This is a genomic window from Roseibium sp. MMSF_3412 (assembly GCF_030733265.1).
GTDB lineage: Bacteria > Pseudomonadota > Alphaproteobacteria > Rhizobiales > Stappiaceae > Roseibium.
Genome location: NZ_JASHJI010000001.1, coordinates 489,669 through 505,582, shown reverse-complemented (window position 1 = coordinate 505,582; position 15,914 = coordinate 489,669). Strand labels below are relative to the sequence as shown.

Sequence of the window (15,914 nt, the reverse complement as noted above, 5' to 3'; positions counted from 1 at the left end):
GCGTCATCCGCGTCAGCCGAAGGCCGGGCAAGTAATTCGCGCAATCGCGATCATCCGTATGCCGGTGAATATGAAGTCCTTGTCGTGCATGGCATGGGACATAGCAGCACTTGCTGGCCGAATAAAGAGGCGACCCCGCATTTACCGGCACCGGGAAACCGAATTGCAGGCTTTCTTTAACGGCTAACCGCTAAACAAGAGAGCAATGACGCAAGAGGAAGGCATGGCCGCGTATTTCTCACAGGCACACTGGGCGACACGGGATCGTCTGATTCCGGCCGGGTTCATGGCTTTCGCGGCCTATCTTGGCGTGTTGACCTACTTCTTCTCACCGTCCGGACCGGCGATTGTCGACGGTGCCGTTCCGATCAGCGACTTCCTGTGCTTCTGGCTGGCGGGCGGCGAGGTGATGCACGGCAGACCCAGCGTCGTTTATGACAATTCCGCGTTTCTGGCCCTGCAAACGCCCTATCTGGAACCGGGTGCGTTCTATCCGTTCTTCTACCCGCCCACGTTTCTGCTTCTGATTGCACCTCTCGGGATGATGGCCGCGATCCCGGCCTATGCCGTTTCCCAGGCCGTCAGTCTGGCACTCGCGGGCGCTGCCTGCGCACGCATCCTGCGCAGCTGGACCGGTTTCCTTCTGATCGCGGCCATGCCCGCAACGTTCAATGCAATGTTCCACGGTCAGAATGCGCTTCTGTGCGCGGCTCTTTTGGGCGGTGGGCTGGCCGCGCTTTCAGAGCGCCGCCAGGTCCTTGCAGGCATTTTGATCGGGCTTTTGACCATAAAGCCCCAAATGGGTGTCCTGCTGCCGTTTGCCTTTCTAGCCGCCGGCTATCATCGCGCGTTCGTCTCCGCCGCTGTTACGGCAGTTTCCTTCGCCGCGCTCAGCTGGCTCGTTCTCGGCAACGACACCTGGCAGGCTTTCTTCGAACAGGCTGTTTTCACCGGTCAGGCGACCGACCAGGGAATGGCCGGCTTTTTCAAGATGGCATCGGTTTATGCCTCCGCCCGCATGCTGGGTCTGACGGCTTCGCTTGCGTATCTGGTCCAGGCCCTGGCGGCCCTGGCTGCGGTGCTGCTGGTCTGGAAAGTGTGGCGCTCTGCGGCCGAATTCGGCATCAAGGCGGCGGTGCTTGTTTCTGCCGGCTTCTTCGCAACGCCCTATGTCCTTCCCTACGACCTGGCGGCCATGGCCATCGCGATCGCGTTTCTGATGCAGGCAACGCGCGGCAAACAGGCTTTTCCCTACATGTGGACGCTCGTTGCAGCCGCGGTTCTGCTCTCCGCATCAAGCAGATATCTCGGCGCCATGACCGGCGTGCCGCTCGGCCTACTGGCCCCGGCGCTGCTGCTCTTCGTTTCGGTACGCCTCCACAATATGTCGCAACCGCGTGAAGTCGAGGCCCTGGCATGACGGCGCAGAGTTTCCGGACAATATTCTGGCACAAGGGCATCCGTGACGGAGCCTGGCTGACCTGGGACAGGATCGGTTTTGCCTGCCTGTGCTCGGGCATAGGCCTCAGCCTCGGTCTCATCTGGCTGCTTCTGGTCCCCAATTCCTTCGGTGCCCCCAGCGGAACGGTCCTCATGGACTACCTGAGTTTCTGGCTGGCCGGGCGGCAAGCGCTCGCCGGGGCGCCGGAACTCGTCTACATACCGGCAGACTTTTCAGCGCTGCAAAAGGAGCTCTCTGGCTCCGACACGGTGTTCGGTTTCTTCTACCCGCCGACATTCCAGATGTTGCTCAGCTCGTTTGCGATGCTGCCCTACAAGGCCGCCTTCGCGGTCTTCATTCTGTCCACGACCGCGCTCCTGTGCGTCTCGTGCCGGTTGATCACCGGCAAATGGCTGCTGGCTGCCTGCCTGATCATCGTGCCGGCCTGCGCCAACAACGCGTTTCATGGACAGAACGCAGCCCTGACGGCGGCGCTTTACGGGTTCTTCCTCGTCGGAGTTGAGCGGCAGCGCATGATCCTGGCCGGCATCGCACTCGGTATCCTCACCATCAAGCCGCAGCTCGGCATCCTCGCCCCGGTCGCACTTGTTGCAAGTCTGAACTGGCGCACCTTCCTCAGCGCCTCGGTGACCACCCTGACCCTGGCCGCAGCGAGCGTGCTGTTCCTGGGTGTTGGCGTCTGGCAGGTTTTCTGGCAGCAGGCACCCGTTGCATCCGCCATGATGGAACTGGGTGGTGTTGAATGGGGCAAGATGATCTCGGTCTACAGCAGCCTTCGGCAGTTGGGGATCGGACATGAAATCGCCATGGGGCTGCAGGCCGCTGTCGGTCTTGGTGTTCTTGCGTGTGTCTGGAAAGTGTGGCGCCGGACGGAAGACATGGCGGTCAGGTCGGCCGTCCTGATCGGCGGTACGCTTCTGGTAACGCCGTTTGCCCTGTCCTATGACCTGACACTGTTGATCGTCCCTTGTGCCTTCGTGATCCGGGACGGACTCAGAAACGGATTTTTCCCGTTCGAAAAGATCCTGCTGGCCTTCGTCATCAGCCTGTCTGCGTCAACGCCCGCCTTCGCCATCTTCCTTGGGGTTCCCATGGCTCCGCTCCTGCCGCTTGCAATGCTCTGGCTCGGGTTACGGCGCATGCACCTGTCCGCGGACGGCCGCGAGCAAACGGGTGAGCCGGGTCATATGTCCGGGACCGCCTCTGCCTGAGCTTCGTTTTTCCGAATTCTCTCACGGTGTGCGATGTAGAGACCGCTGCCGATAATGAGTGCGATGCCGACCCAGGTCGGTCCGTCGGGGAAATCGGAAAAGACAACATAGCCGAACAGGGTCGCGCTGACGATCTCCACATATTGCAGCGGTGCGAGCAGACTGGCGCTGCCGCGCTGAAACGCCGCGACGACCAGTCCGTGTGCGGCGAAGGAAATCAGACCGATAAGCGCAAGCAATGCCGTCTGGCCCGGTGTCGGCAGCACGAATTCGTATCCCTCGATCTGGACGTAGGAGCCGATGAGCAGGGCGCTGCCGAGGAGGAGGGCGCCGGAAAGGCCGGCTCCGAACTGGATCGTGAGAAGGTCGTCCTCGACCGGATAGAGCTTGTTGATCAGAAGATAGAACGCGAAGACCAGCGCCGTGAAGGCCGGCAGCAGGCTGACAAGGCCGATTTCCGCCAGGTTCGGGCGCAGGATGATCATGGCTCCGAGCAATCCCACGAGGATTGCGCCGATCCTGCGGAGGCCGACCTTCTCCTTCAGGATGAGCGCTGCGAGCACGGTCAGGATCATCGGTTCGATGAAAAAGATCGAAATCGCCGTGGCGACCGACATGTATTTCACGGCGGTGAAAAAGCTCAAGGACGCGACCGCAAGCAGGATGCCGCGCACGAAATTGATCACGGGCTGCCGCGCCCTGAGACGGGTGATCCGGCCTGCGGCAGCGGCAATGACCAGACAGATGAGGAACTGAAAGAAAAACCGCCCGAAAGTCACTTCCAGGGCAGGCAGCCAGGCCGACAGGTATTTCGCCGCGATGTCCATGACCGGCGCGATCAGCATCGCGATCGTCATCAGCAGCATGGCGAGCATCGGGCTGTGCGGCACTTGCGCCCGCGTTGAAGCTGCCGTCACGCGTGAAGGTCCAGAAGTTTCAGGTCGATATCCGAGAGCGGCCTGATCGAGGCGAGGGCAGCTTTCGCTTCCTCGCTGTCCCTGTTCATCTGTGCGACCAGAGCCTCCGCCGTGTCGAACTTTTCCTCGCCGCGCAAATGGGACACCAGATGTACCCGGAGTGATTGACCGTAAAGATCTCCGGAAAAGTCGAACAGGAACACTTCGAAGACGACGGCGCCGTTGTCGAAGGTGGGTCTGCGTCCGTAGCTTGCAACACCGTCGTACCAGCCCTCCGGCGTCTTCACCTTGACCGCATAAATGCCCTCAAGCAGGGGGCAATCGGTGTTCATGTGCAGGTTCGCCGTCGGATAACCGAGGTCCCGCCCGCGCTTGTTGCCATGTTCAACCGTCGCCTCGAAAAACCACCTGTACCCAAGCAGAGCGTTGGCCTGCGCGATGTCGCCCGCCGCCAGGCAATCGCGAATGCGCGTGGAAGAGATGACTTCCGTGCCCTCATCTTCCTCTCGCTGAACGATGGTCACCCCAAATCCGTGCTCGGCTCCGGCAGTGCGCAGATAGTCCGGCGTTCCCTGCCTGGCCTTGCCGAAATGAAAGTCGTATCCGGTCACGGCGTGCGAGATCCCGAGCGTGTCGATCAGGATGTCCTGAACGAAAGCGCTTGCCTCGACGCCGGCGAATGCCTTGTTGAACGGCAGAATCAACGCACCGTCCAGTCCGCACACTTTCAGCATATTGAGCTTCTGCGGCGCGGGCGTCAGCCTGAAGACGGGTTTGGACGGATTGAACACGGTCCGCGGGTGCGGTTCGAAACTCATTGCGAACACCGGGTGATGCATGCCGCGGCCGAGCCCGAGCGCGGCGTCGAGAACGGCCCTGTGTCCCCGGTGCAATCCGTCGAAATTGCCGATAGCCACGACGCCGCCCTTCAACTCATCGGGAAACGCATCCAGGCTTTCGGCGACCAGGAAATCGGCGGATGGGGACGGGTTCATGCAGCAAACCTTCGCGCAGAGTGTCGGCCGGAACGGCTTCTTTGGAAACGGCAATCAGGGCAAGCACTGGGACCGGCACCGCTTTGCGGCGCCGGCGAGGAAACTGCCGCGTGTGCGCGAAAACGTCAAGGTGGGGTGAACCGCACCCGCACTTAAAACGGTCATGAACTCAGGACCGGGCCCTGTCTTCGTCGCGGCCTGGAACCTTCACAAGAGCTTCGCCTTCCAGAACGACGGTGTCATCCACGCTGCAGATGCACGAGAGTCGGGCACGGTTGCCCCTTTCCATCAGTTCTTCAACTGTCACCGTCACCTTGACGTCGTCGCCGATCTTCACGGGTGCCTTGAAGTTGAGCGTCTGGGACAGATAGATCGCTCCGGGCCCCGGGAGCCGGGTTCCCAGAACGGCTGAAATCAGACTTGCCGTATAAAGGCCATGCGCGATTCGGGTCTTGAAGGGTGTGCGCGCCGCGAAGTGTTCCGACAGGTGAATCGGGTTGCGGTCACCGGAGACTTCGGCAAAACCGACAACGTCGGAGGAACTGACATGTTTGACAAGTTCTTCTTGCATGCCCGTTTCCAGGTCTTCGAAGTAGAGTGTTCGCAGTTCCAACATCGTGATTTCCGCCCGGTTTGATCTTCCTAACCCTGGCCGTGGACGCTAGGGGGGACAAGGTTTTCTGGCAATTATGCTTTCGGCGAAGAAAAAAGCTTGCGTTATTAACGGTCTTTTCAGGTGAGGCGGGTAAAGTCCGTTGAGTGTGGGGAGGTGAGGACACAAATGTGTGTCGCTCTCCTTCGGAGTCAAATCGCGTATCCACCGGCCCACGGCCAGGGGCCGCGCTTATTGACAGTATGGAGTAGACAATGGCCCTTGATCTTCAGATGCCGGTCCTCGTGGTCGATGACTACAAGACGATGATTCGCATCATTCGGAACTTGCTGAAACAGCTTGGTTTCGAAGACATCGACGATGCCGCGGACGGCACCGAAGCCTTGGAAAAAATGAAGCAGCGCCGCTATGGTCTGGTCATTTCCGATTGGAACATGGAGCCGATGACCGGCTACGAGCTGCTCAAGCAGGTTCGTTCCGACTCCGGTCTCAGCAAAACCCCGTTCATCATGGTGACGGCGGAATCCAAGACTGAAAACGTCATTGCCGCCAAAAAGGCCGGCGTGAACAACTATATCGTGAAGCCGTTCAACGCACAGACGCTGAAAGGCAAGATCGAGGCAGTCTTCTCCGAGTAACGTCTCTTGCGCCTGGCGGGACCGACGTAGGGGGCCCCGCCGGTGCAGGCTGGACGACCGGGTTGTCAAGTCCCAATGCGGGCGATCAGCAACACAAGAACCGGTGAGTTACGAAAAGCGCGTCAGCCCTTCAAGCTGGGACGCGTTCGGGGGGGCTTTCGCATGGGGAGGCTATCCTAATGGCCAATATGAAGCAGGAAAATGTCGCACGCGTCATCGATTTCCTGGAACAGAACAAAGAACGCGACGGCGAAGTTTCGCTGACTGATGTCATGCATCTCGCCGAAGTCATGTCCGGCTCAATGCACGATTTCCTGTCCACTGTGCAGCCGACGGTAACCGATGAGCTGAGAGCCATCGGCAAGGAAATCGCCCGTATGAAGTCGGAAATTTCGCAGCTCCGCGCAAATGACATGACCGGCAACAAGATACCGGATGCCGGCCGTGAGCTTGACGCGATCGTCGAGGCGACGGAAGACGCCACCAACACGATCATGGAAGCTGCCGAAGAAATCATGGGTGCCGACACGAGCGATCCGGAAGCCTACCAGGAACTGGTCAGCAACAAGATGATCGGCATCTTCGAGGCCTGCACGTTCCAGGACATCACCGGTCAGCGCATTTCGAAAGTCGTGACCACGCTGAATTACATCGACGAGCGTGTATCGTCCTTCATCGAACATCTGCGTATTCCCGGCGACCTGGATGCGGAAGTCGAGGAAACGGACGAAGAACGCCGCAAGCGCGAGCTGATCCTCCACGGACCTCAGCACGACGGCGAGGGCGTTTCGCAGGACGACATCGATTCGATGCTGATGGATGCCCAGGCGGATATCGACAAACTGTTCGACTGACCGCGTTCTGCCACCACGTTTTCAGAAGGTCGCCATCGGCGGCCTTTTTTGTTTTTACCACCAAAGCCGCGGCAGCGCCGCCCGCGCCCGCAAACCTTCCTCGATCAGGCGTTTGCGGATCAGGTGTTCTTCCGGCGCTTCGCTCGGTCCGAAGTCGGACGCATGAATACCCGCCGTGATGAACAGGACGTCAATGTCCTGGGAAACGGCCCCGCGGATGTCGGTGGGCAGACCGTCGCCGATGGCAAGAACGTCTTCCTTGGCGATCGCCTCGCCCGACAGATCTTCCAGCCGCTTCAGTGCCGCGTGGTAGATCGGAGCATGCGGCTTGCCCAGGATCGCCACTTCGCCGCCGAGATCCTCGTAAAGACGCGCAAGAGCACCGGCGCACCAGACCAGCTTGTCGCCGCGTTCGACAACGATGTCGGGATTGGCGCAAATCATCAGGAGGCCCCGGTCCGCGAGTTTCTGCAGCCGGTCCCGGTAGTCGTCGGGCGTCTCGGTTTCATCGTCGACAAGCCCGGTGCAGCTGATCGCCTCCGCCTCGTCGTCGTTCGTTGTGAAGGTGGCCTCAAGGTTCCAGTAAAGCGGCTGGTCGCGGTTGGGGCCCAGATGAAGCAGCGTCTTTTTGCCCTGTGCTTCCAGGATTGCTCGCGTCACGTCTCCCGAAGTGATGATGTCGTCATAGGCGCTGGCAGGAACACCGAGCTTTTCAAGCATCTCGGCGACCTGCTTGGCCGGGCGAGGGGCGTTGGTGATAAGAACCACCTTGCCACCGGCATCCCGGTAGGATGTCAGCGCCTTGTGCGCGTCTTCGAATGCGGCAACCCCGTTGTGCAGCACCCCCCACACATCGCACAGGATCCCCTTGTAGAGCGGGGCGACGGCGCGCAGCCCGTCAATCAGAAGCGGTGCAGAAACGGTCATGTGGTTTCACTCGTGCTGGATTAGATCTGGTAAACTCGGGAAAGAATCGGGACAAACCCGGCGCGGACCATATAGGAACGGGACGCGGTGCGAAACCGAGTAAAGGGAGTTTCATGCAGGTCAGGCAACTTGGCGAACGGGTGATCAACCAGATTGCCGCCGGTGAGGTCATCGAACGGCCGGCCAGCGTGATCAAGGAGCTGGTCGAGAATGCCGTGGACGCCGGCTCAACGCAGATCGAGATTGTCACCGCTGCAGGCGGCAAGACGCTCATGCGCGTTGCCGATGACGGTGCGGGCATGCGCGCCTCGGATCTGACCCTGGCGATCCGCCGCCATTGCACGTCCAAGATCTCGGATGACGATCTTTTCGATATCCGCACCCTCGGGTTTCGCGGCGAAGCGCTGCCGTCCATCGGTTCCGTCGCGCGCCTGGCGATCCAGACGCGCCACCAGGAAGAGGAACATGCCTGGGCGATTGCCGTGGAAGGCGGCAGGGAAACGCCGATTGCGCCTGCTGCCCGCGCGAAAGGAACCCAGGTTGAAGTTCGCGACCTTTTTTTTGCGACACCGGCCAGGCTGAAATTCCTGAAGTCCGACAGGGCAGAGGCCGCGGCCATTACCGAGATCGTCAAGCGCATAGCCCTTGCTTATCCTGAGATCGGGTTTTCCCTGTCCGGAGCCGACCGTCAGCCGCAGAAATGGCCGGCCGCCCGGGGCAGCGAGCCGCAGCTTGCCCGGATCGCGCAGATCCTGGGGCAGGATTTCGTCGACAACGCGATGGAAATAGATGCGGAACGCGAAGGCGTCCGTCTCACCGGGTTTGCCGGCCTGCCGACCCACCATCGCGGCAACGCGCAGCACCAGTTTTTTTTCGTGAACGGGCGTCCGGTGAAGGACAAGCTCCTGCTGTCCGGGCTGAGGGGCGCCTATGCCGACGTGCTGGCAAGGGACCGGCATCCCGTCGTTGTGCTGTTTATCGATCTCGACCCCGCCCAGGTGGATGTGAACGTGCATCCGGCAAAGGCCGATGTGCGTTTCCGCGACGGACAGCTTGTGCGCGGATTGCTGGTCGGCGCCATCAGGCATGCGCTGGTGCAGGCAGGTCACAGGTCTTCCACCGGCAATGCCACAGTCGCACTTGATGCGCTGCGTGCTGGCGCGGGTGGCTACAGCGCTCCGTCAAACGGCGGGGTTTCCACGTCCGTTTCTCACGCTCCCGGTACCGCTGGAGGTCGTGGGGCTGACTATGCACGGGCGGATACCGCGCGCTGGGATACGGGCGCGTTTCGCCCCCTGGGAGATGCGGGCGTTGCGATGCCCGGGTTTGCGGACGCCGCCCCGGCAGAATACGGCAGTCAGACCGGGCTTGCCGACATCGCCGTGCCGTCCGCCGACGCACGAGCCGGCGAGACCCCGGCAGAAACGGAAACAACCCGGCTGCCGCTCGGTGCCGCGCGTGCGCAGGTTCACGAGACCTACATCATTTCACAGACGGCGGACGGCGTTGTCATCGTCGATCAGCACGCCGCCCACGAACGGCTCGTCTACGAACGGTTGAAGGAGGCGCTTGCCAAAAAGGATGTCGCCCGACAGATCCTTCTGATCCCGGAGATTGTCGAACTGACCGAGGAAGACGCCCTGCGCCTGAACGACAGGGCGTCGGATCTTGCGGAGGTGGGGCTGGTACTGGAAGCCTTCGGGCCGGGCGCTGTCGCCGTGCGGGAAACGCCTGCGATCCTCGGTGACATGGATATCCAGGGCATGGTCCGCAATCTAGCCGACGAACTCGCCGAATGGGATACCGCGGACGGTTTGAGGGAAAAGCTCGACCATGTTGCGGCAACGATGGCCTGTCACGGTTCGGTCCGGGCGGGCCGGCGCATGCGGCCGCAGGAAATGGATGCCCTCTTGCGCGACATGGAGGCAACGCCCAAATCAGGCCAGTGCAATCACGGCAGACCGACCTGGGTCGAACTGAAACTGTCGGACATTGAGCGGCTCTTCGGGCGCAAGTGATCCGGCAAATCTGATCGGTGCTCTTCTGTCATGCGTAACAATCATCAAATGCAGCAAGGAGCATGACGATGGCCGAGGCCGAAACCGGCATCACCGGCAAACTGGAGACAAAGCCCGCAAGCGGTTGGACGAGGGTTTGGCGCGGTCTGACCAAGTTTGTGATCGCCGCCGCCATCGCCTATTCCATGGCGGCTGGCTACATGTATCTGAACCAACGCAGTTTCGTCTTCGTTCCAAGCGGTGATCTCGTCGCGCCCGAAGACAAGGGTTTGCAAAACGTTTCGGTTGAAACCGTTGAAATGGCGGACGGGACAACGACAACCGTGTGGACAGCGGCACCGGCGGAAGACGGCCTGCCGACGGTAATCTATTTCCATGGCAATTCGAGCAACCTGTCGGGACGCTGGCAACGCTTCAAGATGATCCTGGACAGCGGCTATGGCCTCTATGCGCCGACTTATCGCGGCTATGCAGGCAGTGAAGGCAGCCCGTCGGAGACAGCCATCATCTCAGATGCACTGGAACACTTTGACCGTGCAGCGGCTGCAGGAACGCCGATCATCGTTCACGGAGAGAGCCTTGGAACAGGTGTTGCGACCGCGGTCGCCGCCGAGCGGCCCGATGCCGGTCTTCTGGTCCTGGAGGCGCCGTATACGGCCTTGGTCGACATGGCATTCGAGAGCTATCCGTGGCTGCCGGTCGGGCTCCTGATGAAGGATCCGATGAAGACGCGTGAACGGATCGGCAAGGTCGAGACACCGGTACTGATCATTCACGGGACAGAGGACTCCATCATCCCGGTCGCGCACGGCGAGCGGCTGTTCGAATATGCGTCCGACCCCAGGGAACTCCTGATCGTGGAGGGCGCAGGCCATGGCGATTTGTGGAAGCGGGGGCTCTGGGACACGGTCCGGGAAAAGTGGAACGGCAAGCAGCCCTGACAAAACTCCGGGCCGTTGACCCGGAGTTTTTCACTTGATCCGCGTGCGGATCAGAACGAGCGCTGCATCCGGAAAGCTCCGAAAATCTGCTGCGTGTCCTCAAGCCCGGACGCGGCATCGAAATCCAGATCGCGATACTGGATTTCCGGCCCCATGATGAATCCGGGCACCGGTTCCCACACGAGGTTGCTGGTGACACTCCATTGCGTGAAGTCGTAGGCGCTGGTCGCCGCGTCGACGTTGTGATAGCCGCCCTCGACATTGAGTTCGATCGTGTTGGTGAGATCGAGGCTGACACCGCCAAAGACGTTCCAGGTCCGCGTTGTTTCGGTGCTGTTGCCGTCCCAAACGGCATCGGTGATCAGGTCGTTCCAGCCGGTGGATCCGTAGGCACTGGCCCCGTCCGTATAGACGCCCTGCAAGGCAATGCTGCCGCCCTGTGCAAGTCCGCCGAAGTTGATCTCGACCCCGGCGCCGACCGCAAAGCCGAGTTCGTCTTCCGAGCGTCCGGTTTGCCCGTTGAACGCTGCATTCGGATAGACCTGATGCAAGGCGCCCATGACCTGGGCTTCACCCCAGCCCTGGCTGATGCCGAGCACGCCGATCAGATCGGGCATCCGGGTGCCGCCGTAGCCGAGCGTGCTGCCATTCAGCCCGATACTCGCCTGACGATCGGAACGGTCTTCAACCGCAACGGTGGCGTTGAAGCCGTTGCCGAATGCATATGTGTAGGCGATCTGGTTGAGAGATTGATCCGAATAGCTTTCGATCTGGGCATTGTAGGCATAGCCCGTGAAGAAATCGAAATTCGAATTCGTCAGACCGGCCGTGAAACCGCCCCACTGAATATAGGCGTTGTCGATCGAAAATCCTGCCCGGTCATTGGTCTGCTGCATGTAAAGTTCGATGAATCCGCGCAGCGTGCCGAAGCTGGTCTCCGTTCGCGCATCCAGATAAAGATAGCCGCGAGAGCGCCATTGATATCCGTCGCTGTCCCGTTCACCCCAGGCATTTTCCGCCTCGCCGAAGTTCCGGACCCGGAATTCCGTGCGCAGGCGACCGCGAACCCTCAGGCACGTATCGGTCCCCGGAATATAATAGAATCTGGAACCGTAGGCATCGCAGATGCGGACATAGTCGACGGGTTCCGGTGCGACAGGAAGATCGGCAGCGATTGCAGGCACGGATGCACCGGCGAATCCCGCGAGCATTCCAAGGGCGATTAAACGGGCCATTGCACTCTCCGGGTGGCAAGCAGTGAGATCGCAACTATGATCGATCCATGTGACGGTATGCCAACGGAAAGTCGATCCTGAACGCCGGCCGGTTACGTTCACCAGACCATTGTTGCTATTGCGCAACGCAAATGGACCCTTACCGTTTGGAAGCAAAGAAGGTTTTAAGTATTTTTGCCGAGGCCGTCTCGCTTATGCCGGCATAGATTTCCGGTTGGTGATGGCAGGTCGGCTGGGAAAAGAATCGCGCGCCGTGTTCAACAGCACCGCCCTTTTCGTCTCCTGCTCCGTAGTAAAGCCGCCTGATGCGCGCAAATGAAATTGCGCCGGCGCACATCGAACACGGTTCGAGCGTCACATAGAGATCGCAACCGGGAAGCCGTTGCGTTTCCAGAAGCGCACAAGCCTGCCTGATGACAAGGATCTCAGCGTGTGCGGTCGGATCGTTGAGTTCCAGCGTTCTGTTGCCGTCCCGGGCCAGAATCTTCTCGTCCTTCACGAGAACCGCACCGACGGGCACTTCACCCCGTGCGGCGGCAGCTTCCGCCTCCTCCAGCGCGATACTCATGAAGGACCTTCTGCCGCCGCCCATGCTCATTGCCCTTGTTGGGGCGAACCGGCCCCTCCTGAAAACATGCCTGTTTCGCATGTGCCATGCGCCAGGAAAAGGGCTAGGTTGCGAAAATAGGGACCGACAGGTGATTTTAGAAACGGTCAAGCTCTGCTATGAGGCGCCCATGACAACACGAAAACCGACCCAAGGACGCTCGCAGCCGGCAAAAGGCCCCGGGCGCCGGAACGCAGCGCCTGACAAAAAGCGCGCAAAATCTCCGAAACCCAAGAGGGCCGCGGACGCGCCCGCAACACCTGCCTACGCTGCCGACGCGGAGCGCGGAGACCGGATTGCCAAGGTGATGGCCCGCGCCGGGTTGTGTTCCCGGCGGGAGGCGGAAAAATGGATTGAAGCAGGACGCGTTCAGCTGAACGGGACTGTTTTGGAAACGCCCGCCGTGACCGTTTCGGGAAATGACAAGGTGCTGGTGGACGGCGAACCTCTGCCCATGCGCGAACGAACCCGTCTTTGGCTCTATCACAAGCCAAAGGGCCTGGTGACGACCAACAAGGACCCAGAGGGACGTCCCACGGTGTTCGACCGGTTGCCCAAGGATTTGCCGCGCGTGCTCACGGTTGGCCGGCTGGACATCAACACGGAAGGCCTGTTGCTGCTGACCAACGATGGCGGTCTCGCGCGGGTTCTTGAACTGCCGTCGACCGGATGGCTGCGGCGGTATCGCGTGCGCGCCTTCGGCAAGGTCACGCAAACCGATCTGGATGCCCTGAATGACGGCATTGCCATCGACGGCGTTCTTTACGGAGCAATCGAGGCGACGCTCGACAAGGAGCAGGGGGGCAACATCTGGCTGACCGTTGGCTTGCGCGAAGGCAAGAACCGCGAAGTCAAAAGGGTGCTCGAGCATCTTGGCCTTGCCGTCAATCGCCTCATCCGCCTGTCCTACGGGCCATTTCAGCTGATGGACCTCGCAGACGGTGATGTCCGGGAAATTCGCGGACGGATCCTACGCGATCAGCTTGGCGAAACGCTGGCGAACGAGGCAGGTGCGGATTTCGATGCTCCCATCTTTCACCAGCCGAAACAGGAGGACGCCGCAAAGTCCTCCGGAAAATCGCGCGGTGCCGGAGGCCGGCCTCAGGGCAAGCCCGGCGGCGGGCGTGCACAGGGTCAGGGCAAGTGGCTCACGGCACGCGAAGGCAAGTCGGAAACCGACAAGCGCAAGGGGGCAAGGTCTTCGGAGAGACCATCGGATCCAGGTCAGAAACGGCCGAAGCGGGGTAACGCGGGTCCGCGCCAGGAAAAGGTGTCGCCGCGGTCACGCTTTCGCATGACATCCGAGCCACGGCAACGCAAGGAATTCACCGAGGAACGGTCCGCGCCCCAACGCCGCATCTGGAGCGAAGACGGCCTTGTGGAAGACAAGCAGCAGCAAAAGAGATCGGAAAAACCCGCGCGCGACCGTGGTGGACCGACGCGGGGTGACGACAAGCCCAGGGGAGGCCGGCGCTCGTGAGAATTGTTGCCGGCCGGTTCAAGGGCAAGACGCTCGCGTCGCCCAGGTCGCACGGGACCAGACCGACCAGTGACCGGCTCAGGGAGACGATTTTCAATATCCTCGCGCACGGGACCGGCTTTGACATCGAAGACGCCCGGGTTCTGGATCTGTTTGCCGGAACCGGTGCCCTTGGGTTTGAAGCGATCAGCCGCGGCGCGCGCCACTGCACATTTATCGAAGAAGGTGCCGAGGCGCGCGGTGTCATTCGTACGAACATGGAAAACCTGGGCCTGAACGGCGCTGCCAAGATTTTCCGCCGCGATGCGACCCGTCTTGGTGCCGCTGGAACCATCGACCCCTTCAACCTGGTCTTTGCCGACCCGCCCTACGGCAAGGGTCTGGGAGAAAAGGCGCTGGCGTCAGCGGCAAACGGAGGCTGGCTGTCGCCGGGTGCTCTTTGTGTTGTCGAGGAAAGTGCCGGCGCGATACCTGAATTTCCTTCGGATTTTTCGGAAGTTGACCGGCGTCAGGCGGGAGACAGCCAGGTCATCTTCCTGAAGTATCTGGATGGCTGAGGACCGGTAATATGCTCAGGCGCCACCGGGCATCATGATGTAAACGGTGGTGCTGGCCGGCAGCGACCCCTTGCTTATCACAAGATCGGGTGCTTCGGCCTCCACGATCCGGTAGCCGGCTTCTGCCGCCCGGCTCTTGAAGGCCGGCAGGGCACCTGCGAAATGAAAATGCATCGGGATGATCATGGCCGGGCCGATCCCTTTCAGGACATCCATCAGGCTGTCGATGCGCAGCGTCGAGGAATTGTCGATCGCGGCAAAGACGACGTCGATCTGACCCAGCCGCAGGTAATCCTCTTTTGTCAGCCTGTGATGCAGATGGCCGAGATGTGCGATGCACAGATCGGCAATCTCGAAAATGAAGATCGAGTTGCCCAGGCGCCGCGTCTCGCGGTCCCAGCTGCGGATGTTCGTCTGAATGTTCCTGATCCGCACATCCCCGACCGTGAGGTCATGGTCCATGGGGCCACCTTCCGGGTTCCATCCATAAAGCAGATGTTCGATCTCCGGGTCCGGCGAGAGAGAATAGTGGGTGGAATGCGCGCCGTTCATCGTGGCGACCGTCGGCGGAAGGAACGGGCGGTAGATGTCGTTATAGTCGGTGGCAATGCGAATACTGCCCGGCGTTTCCAGCTCGAAGGTGGAGTGACCGATGTAACGGATCTGCACTTCGCCGGCACTCAGGGCGGCTTTCCAGACCCGCGCTTCACCGTCTCCGGGGGTCAGGTAAGGGGCATTGGCCACCAGTTGGCAAATCGCCATGGCGGGCGAAGCGACTGCGGCGAACACAAGCCCCAGCACAATCGCAACAGCGCGGGACGCACCGCGAACCCTGCCAGGCATTTCCATTGAAGTATCGATGCCGGTGTTCATTTGCTCGTCCCTGTTTCCAGCCACGCTGACTAAAAGACTAGCGGTCGGTTTGGCGGAGGCAAGCACGAAAATTGGTCACGCATGCGCACCTTTGGCGTCATTGGCGATTTTTGGGCAAGGCCGGACAAAGAAAAAGGCAACCGGCCAGCGCGTTGAAATTCGCGGAGGCGGTTGCCGCAGGTGGGGGCGGGAGGGAGGAAGAACCAGCCCCGAATGAACTCTCACACCACGTGAAGACTGACCGGTGCTTTTCCACCGCGTTGACGAATCTCCGTTTCAGCTTCACCCTTCATGTTCGCCTGCGCCTGCAGATGGATGAGTTCACCGGCATGTCCGGCCTCCATCATCAGCGATGAACGGCTGCAAAGCGCTGCCAGCGACAGCCCGAGCCTGCGCAGATGCGAACGTCTGTAACAATAAACCGCGAGGGCCGCCCTTTGCCTTTCGGGAAGCTCGCCCCCGACATCCTGGACGATTGTCAGCGTCGCCTCGAGCAGATGTTTCAGCAAATCCTCGGGAACTGGACAATTCTCCAGATCCGCAGACCCCGATTTGTGCATTGTCTTACCTCTGGTTTTTAAGAATA

General features: G+C 60.6%; 17 protein-coding genes. 9 read left to right on the top strand and 8 right to left on the bottom strand.

Going from position 1 to position 15,914, the window contains the following annotated elements; translation table 11 throughout:
* The first annotated feature begins 205 nt into the window (after positions 1-205).
* Both RBB49_RS02270 and RBB49_RS02265 read left to right on the top strand, forming a co-directional pair.
* Entirely contained in the window at positions 206-1,420 is a 1,215-nt protein-coding gene (locus RBB49_RS02270) for a glycosyltransferase family 87 protein (protein ID WP_306141036.1), read from the top strand.
* Positions 1,417-2,673: a glycosyltransferase family 87 protein gene (locus RBB49_RS02265; protein ID WP_306141034.1), complete on the top strand. Its 1,257-nt coding sequence runs from the start codon at positions 1,417-1,419 to the stop codon at positions 2,671-2,673. Before RBB49_RS02270 ends, RBB49_RS02265 begins: the two co-directional genes overlap by 4 nt.
* Here the strand turns inward: RBB49_RS02265 and RBB49_RS02260 are convergent.
* Complete coding sequence (locus RBB49_RS02260) at positions 2,646-3,590, bottom strand: DMT family transporter (RefSeq protein ID WP_306141033.1); 945 nt, start codon at positions 3,588-3,590, stop codon at positions 2,646-2,648. The genes RBB49_RS02265 and RBB49_RS02260 overlap by 28 nt on opposite strands.
* Positions 3,587-4,585 (bottom strand): bifunctional riboflavin kinase/FAD synthetase, encoded by a 999-nt coding sequence (locus RBB49_RS02255; RefSeq protein ID WP_306141032.1) that lies wholly within the window; start codon positions 4,583-4,585, stop codon positions 3,587-3,589. Before RBB49_RS02255 ends, RBB49_RS02260 begins: the two co-directional genes overlap by 4 nt.
* Between RBB49_RS02255 and RBB49_RS02250 the strand changes: the two genes are divergently transcribed.
* Positions 4,584-4,724, top strand: a complete 141-nt coding sequence (locus tag RBB49_RS02250; RefSeq protein ID WP_306141031.1) for a hypothetical protein — start codon at positions 4,584-4,586, stop codon at positions 4,722-4,724. The genes RBB49_RS02255 and RBB49_RS02250 overlap by 2 nt on opposite strands.
* A 30-nt stretch (positions 4,725-4,754) precedes the next feature.
* Here the strand turns inward: RBB49_RS02250 and RBB49_RS02245 are convergent, their stop codons facing one another.
* Positions 4,755-5,201, bottom strand: a complete 447-nt coding sequence (locus RBB49_RS02245; protein WP_306141030.1) for a MaoC family dehydratase — start codon at positions 5,199-5,201, stop codon at positions 4,755-4,757.
* Between the two features lie 251 nt (positions 5,202-5,452).
* Between RBB49_RS02245 and RBB49_RS02240 the strand changes: the two genes are divergently transcribed.
* Together RBB49_RS02240 and RBB49_RS02235 are read left to right on the top strand one after the other, a co-directional pair.
* Positions 5,453-5,836, top strand: coding sequence for a response regulator (locus tag RBB49_RS02240; RefSeq protein WP_029063701.1), 384 nt, complete (start codon positions 5,453-5,455; stop codon positions 5,834-5,836).
* 179 nt (positions 5,837-6,015) lie between these two features.
* On the top strand, positions 6,016-6,690 hold the full coding sequence (locus RBB49_RS02235) for a chemotaxis protein (RefSeq protein WP_306141028.1): 675 nt from the start codon (positions 6,016-6,018) through the stop codon (positions 6,688-6,690).
* A 54-nt stretch (positions 6,691-6,744) separates the two neighbouring features.
* Here RBB49_RS02235 and RBB49_RS02230 read toward each other — a convergent pair whose 3' ends face one another.
* The gene (locus RBB49_RS02230) at positions 6,745-7,617 is read right to left on the bottom strand and encodes a TIGR01459 family HAD-type hydrolase (protein WP_306141026.1); all 873 of its coding nucleotides are present in this window, start codon (positions 7,615-7,617) and stop codon (positions 6,745-6,747) included.
* Positions 7,618-7,730: 113 nt separating this feature from the next.
* Between RBB49_RS02230 and mutL the strand changes: the two genes are divergently transcribed.
* Together mutL and RBB49_RS02220 are read left to right on the top strand one after the other, a co-directional pair.
* Entirely contained in the window at positions 7,731-9,635 is a 1,905-nt protein-coding gene (gene mutL / locus RBB49_RS02225) for a DNA mismatch repair endonuclease MutL (RefSeq protein WP_306141025.1), read from the top strand.
* A 68-nt stretch (positions 9,636-9,703) separates the two neighbouring features.
* A complete protein-coding gene (locus RBB49_RS02220) occupies positions 9,704-10,576 on the top strand; it encodes an alpha/beta hydrolase (RefSeq protein WP_306141024.1) in 873 nt (290 codons plus the stop codon).
* A gap of 50 nt (positions 10,577-10,626) precedes the next feature.
* Here RBB49_RS02220 and RBB49_RS02215 read toward each other — a convergent pair whose 3' ends face one another.
* A complete protein-coding gene (locus RBB49_RS02215) occupies positions 10,627-11,811 on the bottom strand; it encodes a porin (RefSeq protein WP_306141023.1) in 1,185 nt (394 codons plus the stop codon).
* Positions 11,812-11,950: 139 nt separating this feature from the next.
* Positions 11,951-12,379: a nucleoside deaminase gene (locus RBB49_RS02210; protein ID WP_306141021.1), complete on the bottom strand. Its 429-nt coding sequence runs from the start codon at positions 12,377-12,379 to the stop codon at positions 11,951-11,953.
* Positions 12,380-12,548: 169 nt separating this feature from the next.
* Between RBB49_RS02210 and RBB49_RS02205 the strand changes: the two genes are divergently transcribed.
* On the top strand, positions 12,549-13,898 hold the full coding sequence (locus tag RBB49_RS02205; RefSeq protein ID WP_306141020.1) for a pseudouridine synthase: 1,350 nt from the start codon (positions 12,549-12,551) through the stop codon (positions 13,896-13,898).
* Positions 13,895-14,455 (top strand): 16S rRNA (guanine(966)-N(2))-methyltransferase RsmD, encoded by a 561-nt coding sequence (gene rsmD, locus RBB49_RS02200; protein ID WP_306141019.1) that lies wholly within the window; start codon positions 13,895-13,897, stop codon positions 14,453-14,455. Before RBB49_RS02205 ends, rsmD begins: the two co-directional genes overlap by 4 nt.
* Before the next feature lie 15 nt (positions 14,456-14,470).
* On the opposite strand, the gene RBB49_RS02195 is transcribed toward rsmD, so the two are convergent.
* Both RBB49_RS02195 and RBB49_RS02190 read right to left on the bottom strand, forming a co-directional pair.
* The gene (locus tag RBB49_RS02195; RefSeq protein WP_336623382.1) at positions 14,471-15,328 is read right to left on the bottom strand and encodes an MBL fold metallo-hydrolase; all 858 of its coding nucleotides are present in this window, start codon (positions 15,326-15,328) and stop codon (positions 14,471-14,473) included.
* Between the two features lie 221 nt (positions 15,329-15,549).
* On the bottom strand, positions 15,550-15,888 hold the full coding sequence (locus tag RBB49_RS02190) for a hypothetical protein (protein WP_306141018.1): 339 nt from the start codon (positions 15,886-15,888) through the stop codon (positions 15,550-15,552).
* Between the last annotated feature and the right edge of the window lie 26 nt (positions 15,889-15,914).

Bases quoted from the DNA above. Each gene is read 5' to 3' on its own strand.
- RBB49_RS02270 (WP_306141036.1), top strand. From the start codon at position 206: ATGACGCAAGAGGAAGGCATGGCCGCGTATTTCTCACAGGCACACTGG.
- RBB49_RS02265 (WP_306141034.1), top strand. From the start codon at position 1,417: ATGACGGCGCAGAGTTTCCGGACAATATTCTGGCACAAGGGCATCCGT.
- RBB49_RS02250 (WP_306141031.1), top strand. From the start codon at position 4,584: ATGCAGCAAACCTTCGCGCAGAGTGTCGGCCGGAACGGCTTCTTTGGA.
- RBB49_RS02255 (WP_306141032.1), bottom strand. From the start codon at position 4,585: ATGAACCCGTCCCCATCCGCCGATTTCCTGGTCGCCGAAAGCCTGGAT.
- RBB49_RS02245 (WP_306141030.1), bottom strand. From the start codon at position 5,201: ATGTTGGAACTGCGAACACTCTACTTCGAAGACCTGGAAACGGGCATG.
- RBB49_RS02240 (WP_029063701.1), top strand. From the start codon at position 5,453: ATGGCCCTTGATCTTCAGATGCCGGTCCTCGTGGTCGATGACTACAAG.
- RBB49_RS02235 (WP_306141028.1), top strand. From the start codon at position 6,016: ATGGCCAATATGAAGCAGGAAAATGTCGCACGCGTCATCGATTTCCTG.
- RBB49_RS02230 (WP_306141026.1), bottom strand. From the start codon at position 7,617: ATGACCGTTTCTGCACCGCTTCTGATTGACGGGCTGCGCGCCGTCGCC.
- mutL (WP_306141025.1), top strand. From the start codon at position 7,731: ATGCAGGTCAGGCAACTTGGCGAACGGGTGATCAACCAGATTGCCGCC.
- RBB49_RS02220 (WP_306141024.1), top strand. From the start codon at position 9,704: ATGGCCGAGGCCGAAACCGGCATCACCGGCAAACTGGAGACAAAGCCC.
- RBB49_RS02215 (WP_306141023.1), bottom strand. From the start codon at position 11,811: ATGGCCCGTTTAATCGCCCTTGGAATGCTCGCGGGATTCGCCGGTGCA.
- RBB49_RS02210 (WP_306141021.1), bottom strand. From the start codon at position 12,379: ATGAGTATCGCGCTGGAGGAGGCGGAAGCTGCCGCCGCACGGGGTGAA.
- RBB49_RS02205 (WP_306141020.1), top strand. From the start codon at position 12,549: ATGACAACACGAAAACCGACCCAAGGACGCTCGCAGCCGGCAAAAGGC.
- RBB49_RS02195 (WP_336623382.1), bottom strand. From the start codon at position 15,328: ATGAACACCGGCATCGATACTTCAATGGAAATGCCTGGCAGGGTTCGC.
- RBB49_RS02190 (WP_306141018.1), bottom strand. From the start codon at position 15,888: ATGCACAAATCGGGGTCTGCGGATCTGGAGAATTGTCCAGTTCCCGAG.